16 protein-coding genes, 1 pseudogene and 1 riboswitch are annotated in these 18,452 nt (G+C 60.1%); of the genes and pseudogenes, 6 read left to right on the forward strand and 11 right to left on the reverse strand.

Features of this window, described 5'->3' with window-relative positions:
• Positions 1-107 precede the first annotated feature (107 nt).
• The gene (locus K5D32_RS21375) at positions 108-1,031 is read right to left on the reverse strand and encodes a LysR substrate-binding domain-containing protein (RefSeq protein ID WP_221601739.1); all 924 of its coding nucleotides are present in this window, start codon (positions 1,029-1,031) and stop codon (positions 108-110) included.
• 140 nt (positions 1,032-1,171) lie between these two features.
• On the opposite strand from K5D32_RS21375, the gene trhA reads away from it, so the two are divergent.
• Complete coding sequence (trhA, locus tag K5D32_RS21380; RefSeq protein ID WP_221593582.1) at positions 1,172-1,786, forward strand: PAQR family membrane homeostasis protein TrhA; 615 nt, start codon at positions 1,172-1,174, stop codon at positions 1,784-1,786.
• A 49-nt stretch (positions 1,787-1,835) separates the two neighbouring features.
• Here trhA and K5D32_RS21385 read toward each other — a convergent pair whose 3' ends face one another.
• Complete coding sequence (locus tag K5D32_RS21385) at positions 1,836-2,555, reverse strand: 16S rRNA (uracil(1498)-N(3))-methyltransferase (RefSeq protein WP_221537132.1); 720 nt, start codon at positions 2,553-2,555, stop codon at positions 1,836-1,838.
• Between the two features lie 163 nt (positions 2,556-2,718).
• Positions 2,719-4,125: an adenosylmethionine--8-amino-7-oxononanoate transaminase gene (locus tag K5D32_RS21390; protein WP_221601740.1), complete on the reverse strand. Its 1,407-nt coding sequence runs from the start codon at positions 4,123-4,125 to the stop codon at positions 2,719-2,721.
• 188 nt (positions 4,126-4,313) lie between these two features.
• On the opposite strand from K5D32_RS21390, the gene K5D32_RS21395 reads away from it, so the two are divergent.
• The 4 genes from K5D32_RS21395 to K5D32_RS21410 are packed head-to-tail and all read left to right on the forward strand — an operon-like array spanning position 4,314 to position 7,629.
• The gene (locus tag K5D32_RS21395) at positions 4,314-6,140 is read left to right on the forward strand and encodes a flavin monoamine oxidase family protein (protein WP_221601742.1); all 1,827 of its coding nucleotides are present in this window, start codon (positions 4,314-4,316) and stop codon (positions 6,138-6,140) included.
• Positions 6,141-6,144: 4 nt separating this feature from the next.
• Positions 6,145-6,432 carry a hypothetical protein gene (locus tag K5D32_RS21400; RefSeq protein ID WP_221601744.1) on the forward strand — a complete coding sequence of 96 codons (288 nt, stop codon included), beginning with the start codon at positions 6,145-6,147 and terminating at the stop codon, positions 6,430-6,432.
• A 42-nt stretch (positions 6,433-6,474) separates the two neighbouring features.
• Entirely contained in the window at positions 6,475-7,023 is a 549-nt protein-coding gene (locus K5D32_RS21405) for a cytochrome b (RefSeq protein WP_221577186.1), read from the forward strand.
• A gap of 27 nt (positions 7,024-7,050) precedes the next feature.
• Positions 7,051-7,629 carry a YceI family protein gene (locus tag K5D32_RS21410; RefSeq protein ID WP_221577185.1) on the forward strand — a complete coding sequence of 193 codons (579 nt, stop codon included), beginning with the start codon at positions 7,051-7,053 and terminating at the stop codon, positions 7,627-7,629.
• A 107-nt stretch (positions 7,630-7,736) separates the two neighbouring features.
• Here K5D32_RS21410 and K5D32_RS21415 read toward each other — a convergent pair whose 3' ends face one another.
• From K5D32_RS21415 to ahcY, 3 genes are all read right to left on the reverse strand, one after another.
• Positions 7,737-9,629 carry a DEAD/DEAH box helicase gene (locus K5D32_RS21415; RefSeq protein ID WP_221601745.1) on the reverse strand — a complete coding sequence of 631 codons (1,893 nt, stop codon included), beginning with the start codon at positions 9,627-9,629 and terminating at the stop codon, positions 7,737-7,739.
• 366 nt (positions 9,630-9,995) lie between these two features.
• Entirely contained in the window at positions 9,996-10,841 is an 846-nt protein-coding gene (gene metF, locus K5D32_RS21420) for a methylenetetrahydrofolate reductase [NAD(P)H] (RefSeq protein ID WP_221577183.1), read from the reverse strand.
• Between the two features lie 188 nt (positions 10,842-11,029).
• Positions 11,030-12,439, reverse strand: a complete 1,410-nt coding sequence (gene ahcY / locus K5D32_RS21425; protein WP_221577182.1) for an adenosylhomocysteinase — start codon at positions 12,437-12,439, stop codon at positions 11,030-11,032.
• A gap of 23 nt (positions 12,440-12,462) precedes the next feature.
• Positions 12,463-12,567, reverse strand: a riboswitch (S-adenosyl-L-homocysteine riboswitch).
• Positions 12,568-12,733: 166 nt separating this feature from the next.
• Between ahcY and K5D32_RS21430 the strand changes: the two genes are divergently transcribed.
• Complete coding sequence (locus K5D32_RS21430) at positions 12,734-13,132, forward strand: acyl-CoA thioesterase (protein ID WP_025262222.1); 399 nt, start codon at positions 12,734-12,736, stop codon at positions 13,130-13,132.
• Positions 13,133-13,198: 66 nt separating this feature from the next.
• Here the strand turns inward: K5D32_RS21430 and otnI are convergent.
• The 5 genes and pseudogenes from otnI to ltnD form a co-directional block, all read right to left on the reverse strand.
• Positions 13,199-13,957, reverse strand: a pseudogene (otnI, locus tag K5D32_RS21435) (2-oxo-tetronate isomerase); the annotation flags it as partial.
• Between the two features lie 21 nt (positions 13,958-13,978).
• Complete coding sequence (locus K5D32_RS21440) at positions 13,979-15,436, reverse strand: SLC13 family permease (protein ID WP_221577180.1); 1,458 nt, start codon at positions 15,434-15,436, stop codon at positions 13,979-13,981.
• A 161-nt stretch (positions 15,437-15,597) separates the two neighbouring features.
• Entirely contained in the window at positions 15,598-16,236 is a 639-nt protein-coding gene (locus K5D32_RS21445; RefSeq protein WP_025262219.1) for an aldolase, read from the reverse strand.
• On the reverse strand, positions 16,236-17,525 hold the full coding sequence (otnK, locus tag K5D32_RS21450) for a 3-oxo-tetronate kinase (RefSeq protein ID WP_221601747.1): 1,290 nt from the start codon (positions 17,523-17,525) through the stop codon (positions 16,236-16,238). The genes K5D32_RS21445 and otnK overlap by 1 nt, the downstream gene beginning before the upstream one ends.
• Before the next feature lie 10 nt (positions 17,526-17,535).
• Positions 17,536-18,441, reverse strand: coding sequence for an L-threonate dehydrogenase (ltnD, locus tag K5D32_RS21455; RefSeq protein ID WP_198727604.1), 906 nt, complete (start codon positions 18,439-18,441; stop codon positions 17,536-17,538).
• Positions 18,442-18,452: the final 11 nt, after the last annotated feature.

Below are 18,452 nucleotides of genomic sequence, written 5' to 3' on the forward strand. Positions count from 1 at the left end.
ACACATCTTGTTGATATCACCCTCCAAGCCTAGCCTCTCTCGTTGGGTGCAGATCAACATACAAGGAGCGAATTCATTCGCGAAGGGCATCGCGAATAAATTCGCTCCTACGGGGTTTGAGGCAGGCGGTTGGCATACATCCGGCACTCAGCGATCAGTGCCAGCAGGTTCGGGTCCCGTTCTCTGGATTTGAGAAACACCAGGCCGATGTGTTGTTGCATGCGGTAGCGCTCTTGCAGCGGGATCAGCCGCACGCGGTTTTCATAGACCGCTGCTATGCGCCCCGGCAGCAGGGCGTAACCCACGCCTGAGCTGACCATGCTCAGCAGGGTGAAGATGTCGTTCACCTGCATCGCAACCTTGGGCTCGAACCCCGCCTGTTGAAATACCCGTATGCCGTCGCGGTGGGTGGCGAAGCCTTGGGTCAGGGTAATGAAGGTCGATTCGCACAGGTCGCTCAGGTCCACTTCCTGATGATGGGAGAAGGGTGAGTCGGCCGGTACGGCGAGGAAGATATCGTCGGAAAACAGCGGCAGGTGCTCGCAGTCCGTGTCATTGAGACTTTCATCCAGCGAGACCAGCATCGCATCGACTTCCATGTTCTTGAGCTTGTAGAACAGGTCGATGTTCGAGCCCAGGATCAGGTCGATATTCAGTTCGCTGCGGCGGATCTTCAGGCCCATGATGAGCTGCGGCACCGTCTTGACCGTCAATGAATACAACGCCCCGAGCTTGAAACGTGCAGCCGAAAAGCCGGCAGCCTGGCGGGTCGCTTCAACGGTACTCAGCACATCCTGGATCAGCTTCTGTGCGCGCTCTTCCAGCACATAGGCGCTTTCCAGCGGCGTCAGGTTGCGGCCCTCATGCTTGAACAGCGGGCAACGCAAGGCATTCTCCAGGGAATGAATGGCGCGATGCACGCTGACATTGCTGGTCTGCAATTCCGCCGCCGCCCGCGCCAGATTGCCGGTGCGCATGAAGGCCAGGAAGATTTCAAGTTTTTTCAGGGTCAGCTCGTCATCGATCTGCATGTCGTGGCGCTTGTTGTTGGTGTGCGGTGATTGTGCCTGACCCCGAAGACGATGACTGCTGCAAATATCTGCATTGCGCTTTACATCAATAACCGCGAGCCTCTAAAAAGGTGTTTCTTGCAGCCAGAGGTCATGTGCGGATGTACTACGGAGAAAAATTCAACGCCTGGTCGCATCTGGTGGGCGCTGTATTGGCGGCTGTCGGTGCGATCTGGTTATTGGTGGTGGCGAGCCTGCAGGGCGATATCTGGAAGATTGTCGGCGTGGCCATCTACGGCCTGTGTCTGGTGAGCCTGTATAGCGTTTCGACGGTGTATCACAGCGTCCGCGGACGGGCGAAAGTCATCATGCAGAAGGTCGATCACTTTTCGATCTACCTGATGATTGCAGGCAGTTACACGCCATTCTGTCTGGTTACGTTGCGCGGCCCGTGGGGCTGGAGCCTGTTTGGTGTGGTCTGGGGACTGGCGCTGATCGGCATCCTGCAAGAGATCAAGCCACGCTCCGAAGCCCGGATCATGTCCATCGTGATCTACGCGGTCATGGGCTGGATCGTGCTGGTGGCCGTCAAACCGCTGTTGGCGACACTTGGGTTGGCGGGTTTCATCTGGCTGGCAGGCGGTGGCGTGTTGTACACCGTGGGCATCATTTTCTTTGCCTACGACCACATTCGCCACTGGCATGGCATCTGGCACCTGTTCGTGATTGCCGGAAGCCTGATGCACTTCGTGGCCATCTGGTTTTACGTGCTGTAGGAGCGAATTCATTCGCGAAAGGTCGCGAATGAATTCGCTCCTACCGGATTTAGAAATCCCCCCATAACTGCTGCGCTACGCTCAACGCCACCACCGGTGCTGTCTCGGTGCGCAGCACGCGGGGGCCGAGGCGGGCGGCGTGGAAGCCTGATGCTTTGGCCTGCTCGACTTCTGCATCGTTCAAACCGCCTTCAGGGCCGATCAGAAAAGCCAGGGTCGTCGGTTTTTCATGACTGGTCAGGGCTTCGGCGACCGGGTGCAGGACCAGCTTGAGGTCGGCCTCGGTCTGCTTGAGCCAGTCGGCCAGCGGCATCGGCGGATGAATAACCGGCACAACCGAACGGCCGCATTGCTCACAGGCGCTGATTGCGATCTGTTGCCAGTGCGCCTGGCGCTTTTCGGCGCGCTCGTCTTTGAGGCGGACTTCGCAGCGCTCGCTGACGATGGGCGTGATTTCCGTAACACCCAGCTCTGTGGCTTTCTGGATCGCCCAGTCCATCCGCTCGCCACGAGACAAGCCTTGGCCCAGATGAATGCGCAGCGGTGATTCGATCTGCCCGGCCAGGCTTTCAGTGAGCTGGACGCGCACGCGCTTCTTGCCGACTTCCACCAGCGTGCCGCGAAACTCCGTGCCCGAGCCGTCGAACAGTTGCAGCGCATCGCCCTCGGCCATGCGCAGGACGCGACTGATGTAGTGCGCCTGTGCCTCGGGCAATTCGTGTTCGCCCAGGCTCAGGGTGGCGTCGGTAAAGAAGCGGGACAGTCTCATGGTGGGTCTCTGGGTGATTATTTTTTAACAGGTGCAATGATGAAAACAAAACAGGAATTTCCGTAGGAGCGAATTCATTCGCGAAGGGCCGGTACATCCCCTACAAATTCACTGCCTTGAATGACGTCTCGCGAATAAATTCGCTCCTACGGTTCAACGGGGTTTAGCCCGGATCACGAAAATCCGGATGGAAATTCTCGCGCACGGCCACGCTGATGCTGCTGCGGGTCGCGATGTCGATGCCTTCGCTGGCGACTTCGGCCAGGAAGTCGATCTGCTCGGGAGTGATCACGTAGGGCGGCAGGAAGTACACCACGCTGCCCAGCGGCCTCAACAATGCGCCGCGCCCCAGAGCGTGCTGGAAAACCTGCAGGCCCCGGCGCTCTTGCCACGGATAGGCGGTTTTGGTCGCCTTGTCCTGCACCATCTCGATGGCCAGCGCCATGCCGGTCTGGCGTACTTCGGCTACATGGGGATGATCCACCAGATGCGCCGTGGCAGTGGCCATGCGTTGTGCCAGCGCCTTGTTGTTTTCGATGACATTGTCCTGCTCGAAGATATCGAGAGTCGCCAAGGCCGCCGCACAGGCCAGCGGATTGCCGGTGTAACTGTGGGAGTGCAGGAAGGCGCGCAGTGTCGGGTAGTCGTCGTAGAAGGCGTCGTACACTTCGTCGGTGGTCAGGCAGGCGGCCAGTGGCAGATAACCGCCGGTCAGGGCCTTGGACAGACACAGGAAGTCCGGGCGGATACCGGCCTGTTCGCAGGCAAACATGCTGCCGGTACGACCGAAACCCACGGCGATTTCATCGTGGATCAGATGCACGCCGTAACGGTCACAGGCCTCGCGCAGCAGTTTGAGATAGACCGGGTGATACATGCGCATGCCGCCTGCGCCCTGGATCAACGGCTCGACGATTACGGCTGCAACGCTGTCGTGATGTTCGGCCAGGGTCTGTTCCATGGCAGCGAACAGGTTGCGTGAGTGCTCTTCCCAGCTCATGCCTTGTGGCCGGTGGTAGCAATCCGGACTCGGCACCTTGATGGTGTCCATCAGCAACGCTTTGTAGGTTTCGGTGAACAGCGGCACGTCACCCACCGACATGGCGGCCATGGTTTCGCCGTGATAGCTGTTGGTCAGGGTGACAAAGCGTTTCTTGTCCGGCTTGCCGCGGTTGAGCCAGTAGTGAAAGCTCATTTTCAGCGCGACTTCGATGCAGGACGAACCATTGTCGGCGTAGAAGCAGCGTGTCAGCCCTTCGGGTGTGAGCTTGACCAGTCGCTCGGACAGTTCGATCACCGGCTGGTGGCTGAAGCCTGCCAGGATGACATGTTCAAGCTGGTCGACCTGATCCTTGATCCGCTGGTTGATGCGCGGGTTGGCATGGCCGAACACGTTGACCCACCAGGAGCTGACGGCATCCAGATAACGCTTGCCTTCAAAGTCTTCCAGCCAGACGCCTTCACCGCGCTTGATCGGGATCAGTGGCAGGTTTTCGTGATCTTTCATCTGCGTGCAGGGGTGCCACAGGACCTTGAGGTCACGTTGCATCCACTGGTCATTCAGGCCCATTGGCAATCTCCGGGTAGCGACTCGCATGACGCGAGGGCGAACAATCGCGCAAGCCTATGCAATGCATGGCTGTGGGACAACCATTTGTATCGCTTTGAACATCGCTGGCGGGCATTTTATGGCTGGCGTATGCTGCGCGCCTCTTCTTTGTTTCTGGCAATTTTCCCCACGTTTTCGGAGTTCGCGGAATGCTTTCTGGGTGGCTGCGCGCGTGTGCGCTGATAGTGATAGGTCTGGTCAGCGTTTCGACGTTCGCCAATGAAAAACAACGTACAGCCATTGTCGTCGGAGGCGGTCTGGCCGGCCTGACGGCGGCTTATGAATTGCAGAACAAAGGTTGGCAGGTCACGCTGCTGGAAGCCCGGCCCGTTATCGGCGGCCGTTCGGGGCTCGCCACCAGTGAGTGGATCGGCAACGCCAAGGCGCAGCCTGTCCTGAACCGCTATCTGGACAGCTTCAAGATCCAGAGCGTGCCGGCTCCCGAGTTCGTGCGCACCCCCAGCTACCTGATCGACGGCGTGCATTTCACCCAGGCCGACCTGGCGCTCAAGCAACCGGCGACTGCCGAAGCTATCAAGCGTTATGAGGAAACGCTGGATAACCTGGCCCGCTCCATCGAAGACCCGGAAAACCCGGCTTCCAACAGCACGCTGTTCGCCCTGGACCAGATCAACGTGGCCAACTGGCTGGATCGTCTGAACCTGCCTGCGACGGCGCGCCAGTTGATCAACCAGCAGATCCGCACCCGCTATGACGAGCCTTCGCGTCTGTCGCTGCTGTATTTCGCCCAGCAATCGCGGGTCTACCGTGGCGTGGACGAGCGCGATCAGCGCGCTGCACGCCTGCCGGGCGGCAGTGCGGTACTGGCCCAGGCTTTCGTCAAACAGCTCAAGACCATCAAGACCAGCTCTGCTGTCTCGGCCATCGTGCAGGACAAGGACAGCGTTACGGTCAAGGTCGGCAGCGTCGGCTACAGCGCCGATTACGTGGTGCTGGCCGTGCCTTTGCGCTCGCTGGGCAACATTCAGATGACCCCGGCGCTGGATGCCCGGCACCTGGGCGCCCTGAAGGGCACCAACTATGGCTGGCGCGACCAGATCATGCTCAAGTTCAAGACGCCGGTCTGGGACAGCAAGGCGCGTATGTCGGGCGAGGTGTTCAGCAATACCGGCCTTGGCATGCTGTGGATCGAGCCCGCGCTCAAGGGTGGCGCCAATGTGGTGATCAACCTGTCTGGCGACAATGCCCGGATCATGCAGGCCTTTGGCGACAAGCAACTGGTGGATCAGGTGCTGATCCGCCTGCACACGTTTTATCCACAGGCGCGTGGCGCCTACACCGGTTATGAAATCCGTCGCTACAGCGTCGATCCATCCACCGGCGGTTCTTACCTGGCCTTTGGTCCCGGCCAGATCAGCAAATACTGGCGTCTGTGGGAAAAGCCCGTGCAGCGTTTAGCTTTTGCGGGCGAACACACTGACGCTCTGTATCCGGGCACACTGGAAGGTGCTCTGCGCAGCGGTCAGCGTGCCGCCAGTCAGGTACAGGATCTGGCGGCTGGCAAGTCGTTCGAGCCGGTCAAGGTGGTTCCACCTGTGGCACCTGCGCCTGCGCCAGCGGTGAAGAAGTCGGAAGGTGGTTTCTTCAGCAACCTGTTCGGTTTCGGTGATTCTTCCGACAAGCCTGCTGAAAAACCTGCCGAGAAGCCGGTGGAAAAAGCACCCGAGCCAGCTCCAGCTCCAGTCCCGGCGCCTGTGCCAGCGCCTGTTGCTCCGGTTGTTGCACCAGCGGTTGAGCCGGCCAAGACGCCTGCCAAAACCGAGCCTGCCAAGAAAGCTGCGGCCAAGGCCGAGCCAGCCAAAAAGGCACCGGCAAAGGAAACCGTGAAAAAAGAGCCTGTGAAAAAAGAGGCCGCCAAGAAAGAAGCGGCGAAGGAAAAGGCACCTGCCAAACCGGCTGCTGCCCCGAAAACACCGGTTAAAACCGAAGCAGCACCGGCCGACGTCAAGAACTGAAGCCATGGCTGACAGAAAAGGCGCGGATAAAACCGCGCCTTTTTTTATGGGCGATCGATTCGTTCTTTATAAAACCTTGCAGTGGAACCTCAACAATAGTGCCGTTCATCGCCATCGAAATGCCGACGGTCATAGCACAGTGTTACTGAGCGGAATTTATCGAGATGCTGCGCCAGCAGAACCGCCAGCGGTCCTCAAAAGGGCGCTGGTGAAATCGAAAGATCGAGGATGGAAAAGTCTTCATCATGTTTTTCGATGGTTCAGAGCAAAATTTTGCGCTTTCAATCGATAGATAAAAAGCTAGTCTGGTAACACTTCTAACAGGGTATTTGCGATGCAGTTACGTAATTCATCCTCTCGCTACGGTCTGGTCGGCATGGTGCTGCATTGGGGCGTGGCCGTTGTAGTCTTCGGGTTGTTTGCGCTTGGGCTGTGGATGATGGGGCTGGATTATTACGATACCTGGCGCAAGGCCGGGCCTGATCTGCACAAGAGCATCGGCCTCACGCTGTTTGCCGTGATGCTGTTTCGAGTGGTCTGGCGCCTTATCAGCCCGCCACCTGCGCCGTTGGCCAGCTACAGTAGGTTGACGCGCCTCGGAGCTGCATTCGGTCACTTCTTTCTGTATGCCGCTCTGTTTGCCGTGATGTTCGCCGGTTACCTGATTTCCACTGCCGATGGTGTCGGGATCCCGGTCTTCGGCCTGTTCGAGGTTCCAGCGCTGATCAGCGGCTTGCCTGGACAGTCGGAGACAGCGGGCTGGATTCACTTTTATCTGGCATGGACCATCGTGGTTTTTGCGGGGTTCCATGGCCTGGCTGCACTGAAACACCACTTCATCGATCGCGATGTGACCCTCAAGCGTATGCTGGGTCGTAACTGATTGTTCAACCAAAACGGGAATAAAAGCATGTTGAAGAAGTCTCTCGCCGCTCTGGCTCTTGGTACTGCTCTGTTGTCTGCCGGTCAGGCGATGGCTGCCGATTATGTGATCGACAAGGAAGGCCAGCACGCTTTCATCGACTTCAAGATCAGCCACCTGGGCTACAGCTTCATCCACGGCACTTTCAAGGACTGGGACGGTACTTTCAGCTTCGATGCTGCCAAGCCTGAAGCCAGCAAGATTGCTGTCGAACTGAAAACCGCCAGCCTGTTCACCAACCATGCCGAGCGCGACAAGCACATCCTCAGCAAGGACTTCCTGGACGCTGGCAAATACCCTGAAGCCAAGTTCGTTTCCACCAGCGTCAAATCCACCGGCGCGAAAACCGCTGACGTCACTGGCGACCTGACCCTGCACGGCGTCACCAAGCCAATCGTGATCAAGGCCACCTTCAACGGCGAAGGCAAGGATCCATGGGGCGGCTACCGTGCCGGCTTCAACGGCACCAGCACTCTGAACCTGAACGACTTCGGCATCAAAGGCCCAGGTCCGACTTCTCAGACGCTGGACCTGGACATCACTCTGGAAGGTATCCAGAAGAAGTAAGCGCTGCCTGATCGACGGAACGCCGACCTTGTGTCGGCGTTCCTGTTTTTGCAGCACATACAAAAACGCCCCGAACCAGTCGGGGCGTTTCTGTGTCAGCCGTGCTGTCAGCTATCGCGGTTGCGAGTCAGCAAGGCCGGTTTCTCACCGCGTGGGCGGCTTGGCAACTGATCAAGCTGCTCGGCAGACGGGAACCGGTCGATTTTCGATTCCTTGTGCACGATTTTCGGCTGCGGCTGCTGACCTTCACGGGAGCTGCGAACGGCCGGTTCCTGACGTGACTGATCGTCACGTGCCGGACGGCGATTGCGTGGCTGACCTTCACGGGCACCTCCACCAGTGCGCGGGCCGGAACCCGAGCCATTACGCTTGGCGGGTGCGCCGGTGCCAGTACCTGCGCCTGAGCTGCGTGGGTTGGCCGGGCGGCCCGAACCTTGCGCACGTCCGGCGCCAGTTGGTGCTGCGCCTGGAGCGGCAGGGGCTCCGGGACGACGGCCACGGCCCTGGTTCTTGCCTTGATAAGGGCTTACATAGTCAGCGCGGTTGCCGAAGTTATCCACGTCGTCATCCCGAAACTCGTCAGGTGCGCGATCAGGCGATGGACGTGGTGGTTGCGACTGACGTTGCTCGCGTGGCGTGCCTTCGCGAGGTTTTCTTTCACGCGGCTGGCGTGCCGGACGTTCGCCGGACGCTGCGGCTGCTGCCGGCTTTTCCTTACCTTTGTCCTTGCCCTTGTCGCGACGACCGCCGTTGTTGCTGCTCTTTTCGCCTTCAGCACGCGGAGCACGGGCTGCGCGTGGGTTGCGAACGTCCGGACGCTCACGAACTTCAGGTTTTTCAGCCTCGACTGCAGTGATGTCGAAACCCATCAGGTCGCCGTCAGGGATTTTCTGACGGGTCATGCGCTCGATGCTTTTGAGCAGTTTTTCTTCGTCCGGGGCGACCAGCGAGATGGCCTCGCCGGTGCGGCCTGCACGGCCGGTACGACCGATGCGGTGTACGTAGTCTTCATCGACGTTTGGCAGTTCGAAGTTGACCACGTGTGGCAACTGGTCGATATCCAGGCCGCGGGCGGCGATATCGGTGGCGACCATGATCCGTACGTCACCGGCCTTGAAGTCGGCCAGGGCTTTGGTACGGGCGTTCTGGCTCTTGTTGCCGTGGATCGCGACAGCGCTGAGGCCGTGTTTGTCCAGGTACTCGGCCAGGCGGTTGGCGCCGTGCTTGGTGCGGGTGAAGACCAGAACCTGCTCCCATGCGCCCTGAGTGATCAGGTGGGCAAGCAGCGAACGCTTGTGGTTGGCTGGCAGGCGGAAAACCCGTTGCTCGATACGCTCGACCGTGGTGTTCGGGGGCGTGACTTCGATGCGCTCGGGGTTGTGCAGCAGCTTGCCTGCCAGGGCGGTGATGTCGTTGGAGAACGTTGCCGAGAACAGCAGGTTCTGGCGCTTGGCCGGCAGGCGGGCAAGGACCTTTTTCACGTCGTGGACGAAGCCCATGTCGAGCATCCGGTCTGCTTCATCGAGCACCAGGATTTCAACGTGGGACAGATCGACGCTGCCTTGTCCGGCCAGGTCGAGCAGGCGGCCCGGGCAGGCCACCAGCACGTCCACGCCGCGAGCCATGGCCTGGACCTGCGGGTTCATGCCGACGCCGCCGAAGATGCAGGCGCTGACGAACTTCAGGTCGCGGGCATACAACTTGAAGTTGTCATGCACCTGGGCAGCCAGTTCGCGAGTTGGGGTCAGGACCAGTACGCGGGGTTGGCGCGGGCCATGACGCTGGGATTTGTCCGGGTGACCGTTGGGGAACAACCGCTCCAGAATCGGGAGGGCGAAGCCACCGGTTTTACCAGTACCTGTCTGTGCCGCAACCATCAGGTCGCGACCTTGCAACACGGCGGGAATGGCCCGCTGTTGCACCGGAGTAGGCTGGGTATAGCCCGCTGCCTCGATGGCGCGGACTAAAGCCTCGGAGAGACCGAGGGAAGCAAAGGACATGAGTAATCCTGTTCTGTTGGAGCTTGAGCTCAAGGGATAGTCTGCCTGGCGCGAATGACGTTCAGCTCTTGTAGAAGCGGCCAATCGCTGGATTGCCGACCTTGTGTACGAAGACTGAGAAGACGCGATCCCGTCCGGTCCTGCAGGGTCTTTGATTCATCTCGTGTCATCGGCGCGGGTTGGAAATGCGCTGTTTTCGTGATCGAGATGGCTTCTGCAAGACCGAGCGTCCGGGCGTAAGCCTGGCGGGAAGGCTGGAGTATAACAGAGCAAACGCGCTGCGCTGCTTTCATGCTGCCCAACGGTTTGTGCTGCAGGATCTTTCGCACGGTAGTCGCCGAAAGACCCTGTCTGGAGAATGGCCTGTCAGCGTGGCAGCTTCAGGTTGTTCCAGATGGCCAGGCTCGGTTCTGCCTGGTTGAGCGTGTAGAAGTGCAGACCCGGTGCGCCGCCTTCGAGCAGGCGTTCGCACATTTCGGTGATGACCTGCTCGCCAAACGCCTGGATGCTCTGGATGTCGTCTCCATAGGCTTCCAGTTGCTTGCGAATCCAGCGCGGGATTTCCGCACCGCAGGCATCCGAGAAACGGGCCAGCTTGCTGTAGTTGGTGATAGGCATGATGCCCGGCACGATCGGCAGGTTCGCGCCTTGCTTCTGGACACGTTCCACGAAGTGGAAGTAGCTGTCGGCGTTGAAGAAGTACTGGGTGATCGCACTGTCTGCACCGGCGTTGGCCTTGTGCACGAAGTTTTTCAGGTCGTTTTCGAAGTTGTGAGCCTGAGGGTGCATCTCCGGGTACGCCGCCACTTCGATATGGAAGTGATCGCCGGTTTCTTCGCGGATGAAGGAAACCAGGTCGCTGGCGTAGCGAAGTTCACCGCTGGCCATACCCATGCCGGACGGCAGGTCGCCGCGCAGGGCGACGATGCGTTTGATACCGGCATTCTTGTACTGAGCCAGCAGCTCGCGCAATTCGGCCTTGCTGTCACCCACGCACGACAGGTGCGGTGCGGCAGGGATTCTGACTTCGTTTTCCAGCTGCAGCACGGTGTTGATCGTGCGGTCACGGGTAGAACCACCGGCACCATAGGTGCAGGAGAAGAAATCCGGGTTGTAACTGGCCAGCTGACGCGCAACGGTCAGCAGCTTTTCATGCCCAGCGTCGGTCTTGGTCGGGAAGAACTCGAAGCTGAAACGGCGGTCTTGGGACATGGTGGAGGGAGCCTCCAGCGGCAAGCTTCAAGCTCCAGGCTGCAAGAGGGCTGTGCGCCTGTCTCAAGAGTCTGGAGCTTACAGCTCACGGCTGCATGAATAGCGATAAAAGGAGCAGGCTTCAGGCCCGGGCAGCAAGCAAACGGAATGCTTTTACTTGCTGCTTGTGGCTTGCAGCTTGCCGCTACTTAGTAACGATAAGCGTGTGGCTTGAACGGGCCTTCGACGGTCACGCCGATGTAGTCGGCCTGGGTCTTGGTCAGTTTGGTCACGACGCCGCCGAAGCCGCGGACCATTTCCAGGGCCACTTCTTCGTCGAGTTTCTTCGGCAGTACTTCAACGGTCAGGCGCTCGGCTTTCTGGGCTGGCGACAGGTCGGCGTACTTCTGGTCGAACAGGAAGATCTGAGCCAGAACCTGGTTGGCGAACGAGCCGTCCATGATGCGGCTCGGGTGGCCTGTGGCGTTGCCCAGGTTAACCAGACGGCCTTCGGCCAGCAGGATCAGGTAGTCGTCGTTCTGTGGGTCGAAAGCGCCAGCGCCGGTGCGGTGGATCTTGTGAACCTGTGGCTTCACTTCTTCCCATGCCCAGTTCTTGCGCATGAAAGCGGTGTCGATTTCGTTGTCGAAGTGACCGATGTTGCAGACCACAGCGCGCTTTTTCAGCGCCTTGAGCATGTTCGCGTCGCAGACGTTGACGTTGCCGGTAGTGGTCACGATCAGGTCGATCTTGCCCAGCAGGGCCTTGTCGATGCTGGCCTCGGTGCCGTCGTTTTCACCGTCGATGAACGGGGAAACCAGCTCGAAACCGTCCATGCAGGCTTGCATGGCGCAGATCGGGTCGACTTCGGTGACCTTGACGATCATGCCTTCCTGACGCAGGGACTGAGCCGAGCCCTTGCCCACGTCACCGTAACCGATGACCAGCGCTTGCTTGCCGGACAGCAGGTGGTCGGTACCGCGCTTGATGGCGTCGTTCAGGCTGTGACGGCAACCGTACTTGTTGTCGTTCTTGCTCTTGGTGACCGAGTCGTTGACGTTGATGGCCGGGATTTTCAGTTCGCCCTTGGCCAGCATGTCCAGCAGGCGGTGTACGCCAGTGGTGGTTTCTTCGGTCACGCCGTGGATGCGATCAAGCATCTGTGGGTATTTCTTGTGCAGGATCTCGGTCAGGTCGCCACCGTCGTCGAGGATCATGTTGGCGTCCCATGGCTGGCCATCTTTCAGGATGGTCTGCTCGATGCACCACTCGTATTCTTCTTCGGTCTCGCCTTTCCAGGCGAAGACAGGAATGCCGGCAGCGGCGATGGCGGCAGCGGCCTGATCCTGGGTGGAGAAAATGTTGCACGACGACCAGCGAACTTCAGCGCCCAGTGCGACCAGAGTTTCGATCAGCACGGCAGTCTGGATGGTCATGTGGATGCAGCCGAGGATCTTGGCGCCCTTGAGCGGTTGCTCACCGGCGTACTTGCGGCGCAGACCCATCAGGGCAGGCATTTCGGATTCGGCGATGATGGTTTCGCGACGGCCCCAGGCAGCCAGGGAAATATCGGCCACTTTGAAATCGTTGAATTCTGCAGGCGTGATTACAGCACTCATTGAGAGTCTCCATTCCATAAAAATGCGAATGGGCGCCGTTGTGCGTTTAAGGCTTGACCAGTGGACCGGCCAAACAACGCCCCATCCGAGCCTGACAGGGAAAACCTGCTGCAGCGCCCCTCGGACAGGTGGCGGGAACGGTATCAAGTGAAGATGACCGTTTTGAAACGGTTGGCAGTATAGCTGCGCTGGCGATTCTTCCCAAGGTTTTCTATCGGTGAAATCCCGGACACCGGGTTTTTAGGTATGCTGCCACGAAGACAGGCATCCATTGACAGTCGCTCAGGAGTGAATATGAATTTCCACACCCGCAAGTGGGTCAAGCCCGAAGACCTCAACCCCAACGGCACGCTGTTCGGCGGCAGTCTGTTGCGCTGGATCGATGAAGAGGCGGCGATCTACGCCATCGTCCAGTTGGGCAATCAGCGTGTGGTGACCAAGTACATCTCGGAAATCAACTTCGTCAGCGCTTCGCGCCAGGGCGACATCATCGAGTTGGGGATCACCGCCACCGAGTTCGGGCGTACGTCGATCACTCTGATGTGTGAGGTCCGTAACAAGATCACTCGCAAGAGCATCCTGACGGTAGAGAAGATGGTATTCGTCAATCTGGGCGACGACGGATTGCCTGCACCCCATGGCCGCACTGAAATCCGCTACATCAAGGATCAGTTCGACATCCCGGAAGAATAAAGAGAAGCGTGCTGCCTCCAGCGCCTGGGGCAGGGCGGGCAGCGGGCAGCCCCGCAAATGGGGCCGCCACGCCCGACCCTCCCTGGTATCGCCTTTCGGACGATATTCGCAACCGATCCAGCCTTTATAGCCCAACTGGTCGATCACCTCGAACAGGTGCGCGTAGTTCAGCTCGCCCAGATCCGGTTCGTGACGATCCGGCACGCCCGCGATCTGGATATGGCCAATCCCTGCAAAGTCGCGACGCAGCTTAGCTGTCAGGTCGCCTTCGACGATCTGGCAGTGGTAGCAGTCGAACTGGACCTTGAGGTTGTCGGCACCCACCTGACGGCAGATATCCTGCGCCTGATCCTGACGGTTGAGGAAGAAGCCCGGCATGTCGCGGGTGTTGATCGGCTCGATCAGTACGGTGACTCCGGCCTTTTTGGCTTGCTCGGCCGCAAACCCAAGGTTTTCCAGGTACACCGCCTGATGGCGTTGACGCAGGTCTTCGCTGGGCAGCAGGCCTGCCATGACGTGAATCCGGTCATTGCCCAGCACTTGCGCGTATTCCAGCGCCCGTTCGATGCCGCTGCGAAATTCAGCCTCGCGGCCCGGCAAGGTGGCGATGCCTCGTTCACCGGCGGCCCAGTCTCCCGGTGGAGCGTTGAACAGCGCCTGCACCAGACCGTTGTCGCTCAGGCGTTGCTTGAGTTCCTGCGGGCTGTAGTCGTAGGGAAACAGATACTCGACCGCGCCGAAACCATCGGCAGCGGCTGCGGCGAAGCGCTCAAGGAAATCATGCTGTGGGTACAGCATGCTGAGGTTGGCGGCAAAACGAGGCATGTTAACTCCAGTCTCTAAAGGTCAGACGAAGGGCCAGAGCAGCAGGGTCAGGACAAAGCCCAATGTACCCAGCAGCGTGACCAGTACGGTCCAGGTGCGCAAGCCGTCGGCGACGTTCAGGCCTGCCAGCTTGGTGAACATCCAGTAACCCGCATCGTTGATGTGCGACATGGCCAGACCGCCACCGCCCATGGCCAGGCAGAGCAGGGCCAGATGGTTGGCGCTCAGGTCGAGCGTCGCGATCAGCGGGCTGAGAATACCGGCGGTAGTCACCAGCGCCACAGTGGTGGAGCCCTGGACCGCACGCAGCAGCATGGTCAGCAGGAAGCCCAGGGCCAGAACCGGCAGGCCGGTATTGCGCAAGGCTTCGGAAACCACCGCACCAATTCCGGTATCGACCAGCACTTTACCGAACACGCCACCGGCACCGGCGATCAGGATCACCATGGCCACGCCCGGCAGTGCCGAACCGATGACGTCCGATACTTGCGAACGGCTCCAGCCGCGGCGTGTGCCCAGCAACCAGGCGCACAGCAGAGTATCGATCAGCAGGGCAACCAGTGGCGCGCCCAATACAGTCAGAACACTGCGCAGTGTCGAAGTCACAGGCAACATGGTGGTGGCCAGCGTACCCAGCAGGATCAGCACGATAGGCAGCAGAATCAGAGCAATGATCAGACCGAAACCCGGTGCAGGTGCTGGCGGCAGCTTGCTTGCCAGGCTGCTGGCACTTTCTTCGCCGCCCATGGACTTGGCGTGAGTCGCTTCGCGAACAGTGGAGTAGTCGTTGCGCGCCCAGGCTTCCAGGTCTTCGTTGGTGACATGCGGGCCGTAGACTTCGGCACGGATATCGTCGGTCATCGGGTAGGTCTTGCGGGTCATGCGACCGGCCACGAAGTAACCGATGATGCACAGCACCGCGACCATCGGAATACCCAGCATCAGCACACGACCCAGGTCTGCGCCCAACTGGCTGGCAGCGGCGACGGCACCCGGATGCGGCGGCAGGAAGGCATGCACGGCCAGCAACGCGGCGCACATCGGCAAGGCAAAGATCAGCAGCGGTTTGCGCGCTGCACGGGCCACGCCGTAAGCCAGTGGCATGAGGATGATCACGCCCACTTCAAAGAACACCGGAATGCCGACCATGAAACCGGCAACGGTCAACGCCAGTGGCGTGCGCTTGTTGCCGAAGCGGTCGATCAGCGTCCTGGCCAGTGCTTCGGCACCTCCCGACAGCTCGATGATGCGCCCGATCATCGCGCCCAAGGCAATGATGATCGCGATATGGCCGAGGGTCTTGCCCATGCCGCCTTCGATGGTCGCGACCAGATCGGCCGGTTTAACACCGGCGACCAGCGCCACGATGATGCTGACCAGCATCAGGGCCACGAAAGGCTGGAATTTGTATTTGAGAACCAGGAACAGCAGCAGGGCGATACCCGCGCCCGCGATGGCCATCAACATGAAGGGAGTCATGCCTGTACACTCCGGCGAAGGGTGAGCGAGACAAACGCTGAGCAATAGCTGACAAAAGCGGGATAGGGATGATTCATGCTCTTGAGTCCTGTTGTTATTGTGTGTGGTGATGCTGTCGTCGGTCGGGAGTCGCCAGGCAACTCCCGATCAATACTTGCGAGTTACCACTTCGCGCCGAAGACCTGACGCAGCTCTTCGAGGGCTGCCGGGTCCAGTGGCGCAGGCTTGGGGTTGGTCATCAGCCACAGGCGAGCGGTTTCTTCGAGTTCTTCCAGGGCGTAGCAGGCCTTGGCGACCGAGCTTTCCCAGACCACCGGGCCCAGTCGCTCCAGCATCACGCCGCGCACACTGTTGGCCAGTTGGGCGACGCGCTCGGCGACTTTCGGGGAGCCCGGACGTTCATAGCCAATCAGCGGGATATGCCCGACTTTCATGACCTGATACGGGGTCAATGGCGGCAGGATGTCGTCTTCTTTCCAGACGCCAGCCAGGGTCAGCGCCACCAGATGCGTGGAGTGGGTATGCACCACGCCGCCCACTTCAGGGTTGCGGTCATAGACCTCGCGATGCAGGGCCAGGGTCTTGGACGGCTTGTTGCCGGACACCCATTCGCCCGCCAGATTGACCTTGGCGATATCCGCCGGGTCCAGACGGCCCAGGCAGGCGTCGGTCGGAGTGATCAGCCAGCCATCGTCGAGGCGGGCGCTGATGTTGCCGGCGCTGCCGACCGTGTAGCCACGGCCATAAAGCAGCCTGCCGACATCGCAGATTTCTTCGCGCAGGGCTTTTTCGCTGCTCATCAAGCTTCTCCTGCCAGTTGTTTGAGGGCCTTGGCGAAGAAGTCACGGGCACCGAAGTTGCCGGACTTGAGTGCCAGCGCCAGCGGTTGTGCGCCGCTGCTGACGGTCGCCGGAACGCCCGGATCGATCTGTGCGCCGATCTGCAGCAGTTGCACGCCCAGCGCCTGAACCACGGCACCCGACGTTTCGCCACCGGCGACGACAAAGCGACGCACGCCAGCGTCCAGCAAGCCTTTGGCGATCTGGCCCAAAGCCTCTTCGACCATGGCGCCGGAGCGTTCGACACCCAGCTCCTTTTGCACGGCCTTGACTTCATCCGGCGTGCTGGTGGCGTAGATCAGAACGGTTTGCCCGGCATCGCGGGCGAAAGCCAGGGCCTGCTCGACCACCGGCTTGCCTGCCGCCAGCTCCAGCGGATTGATGCGCAGCGCAGGGCGGTTGTCTTCCAGCCAGGCCGCGACCTGACCATTGGTGGCCACCGAAGCGCTGCCTGCCAGTACGACTTCGCCACCGCTGACGGCGGCCTGTTTTGCAGCATCGATATCGCGCAGCTTGCCTGCCTTGCGGAAGTTGCCCGGCAGGCCCAGTGCCAGACCCGAACCACCGGTCAGCAGCGGCAGGTCGGCACAGGCTTCGCCCAGCACATAGAGGTCGGCATCGGACACGGCATCGGCAATCGCCATGCCCACGCCATCGGCGCGCAGCTCGGCGATCTTGCTGCGCACGGCTTCTGCGCCCTTGGCCACGGTGTCATAGCGCAACAGGCCGACTTTCTTGCTGGTCTGTTCCTGCAGGACACGCACAAGGTTGGCGTCGGTCATGGGTGTCAGCGGGTGGTTCTGCATGCCGGATTCGTTGAGCAACTGGTCCTGAACAAACAAGTGGCCACGGAAGATCGTGCGGCCGTTTTCCGGGAACGCAGGGCACGCCAGGGTGAAGTCGCTGCCGAGTTTTTCCAGCAGGGCTTCGCTGACCTGGCCGATGTTGCCAGCGGCTGTCGAGTCGAAGGTGGAGCAGTACTTGAAGAAGATCTGCTCACAGCCGCGTTCACGCAGCCATTGGAGTGCAGCCAGCGATTCATCGATGGCTTCGGCGGTTGGTGTGGTGCGTGATTTGAGCGCGATCACGATAGCGTCGGCATCGAGACCGGCCGCCATTTCAGCGCTCGGGATGCCGATACTTTGCACGGTGCGCATGCCGCCGCGAACCAGCATGTTGGCCAGGTCTGTGGCACCGGTGAAGTCATCGGCGATGCAGCCCAGCAACGGGCGAGAGGAAGTCGAAGTCATGGGGCGCTCCTCAGGCTTGTTCCGGTTTGGCTTTTGGCAGTTCGATGCCCGGGAAGATTTTGATCACCGCGGAGTCATCTTCACGGCCGAAACCGGCGCTGGAAGCCTGCATGAACATCTGGTGAGCGGTGGCCGACAGCGGCAGCGGGAATTTGCTGGTGCGGGCGGTATCCAGTACCAGGCCCAGATCCTTGACGAAAATGTCCACCGCCGACAGCGGGGTGTAATCCGCGTTGAGGATGTGCGGCACACGGTTCTCGAACATCCACGAGTTACCGGCGCTGTTGGTGATCACTTCGTACAGGGCGTCGGCATCGACACCTTCGCGCAGGCCCAGGGCCATGGCTTCGGCGCTTGCCGCGATGTGTACGCCAGCCAGCAGCTGGTTGATGATTTTGACTTTCGAGCCCAGACCATGGACATCGCCCAGGCGATAGACCTTGCCCGCCATGCCGTTGAGCACGGCTTCTGCCTTGGCGTAGGACTCGGCCGGGCCGGAAGTCATCATGGTCATCTGACCGGCTGCTGCCTTGGCAGCGCCGCCGGAGATAGGTGCATCGAGGTACAGCAGGCCTTGATCGACCAGGCGCTGGCCCAGTTCGACTGCGAAGGTTGGAGCGACGGTGGCGCAACCGATGACCAGGCTGCCGGGACGCAGTGCGCCGATGGCACCGTTCTCGCCAAAGAGGACTGTTTCAGTCTGTTCGGCGTTGACGACGACGGTAATGATCACATCACAGGCCGCGGCCATGCTGGCAGGCGAGTCACAGGCAACACCGCCTTCCTGAGCGAACGCTTCGGTCACGCTGGTGCGAACATCGCAGGCATGGACATTGAAGCCGCTGCGCAGCAGCGAACGGGCAATGCCCAGACCCATGGCACCCAGGCCGATAACGCCAACATTCTTCGTAGTCATGATGCAATCCT

The organism is Pseudomonas cichorii (assembly GCF_019719005.1).
Taxonomy (GTDB): domain Bacteria; phylum Pseudomonadota; class Gammaproteobacteria; order Pseudomonadales; family Pseudomonadaceae; genus Aquipseudomonas; species Aquipseudomonas cichorii_E.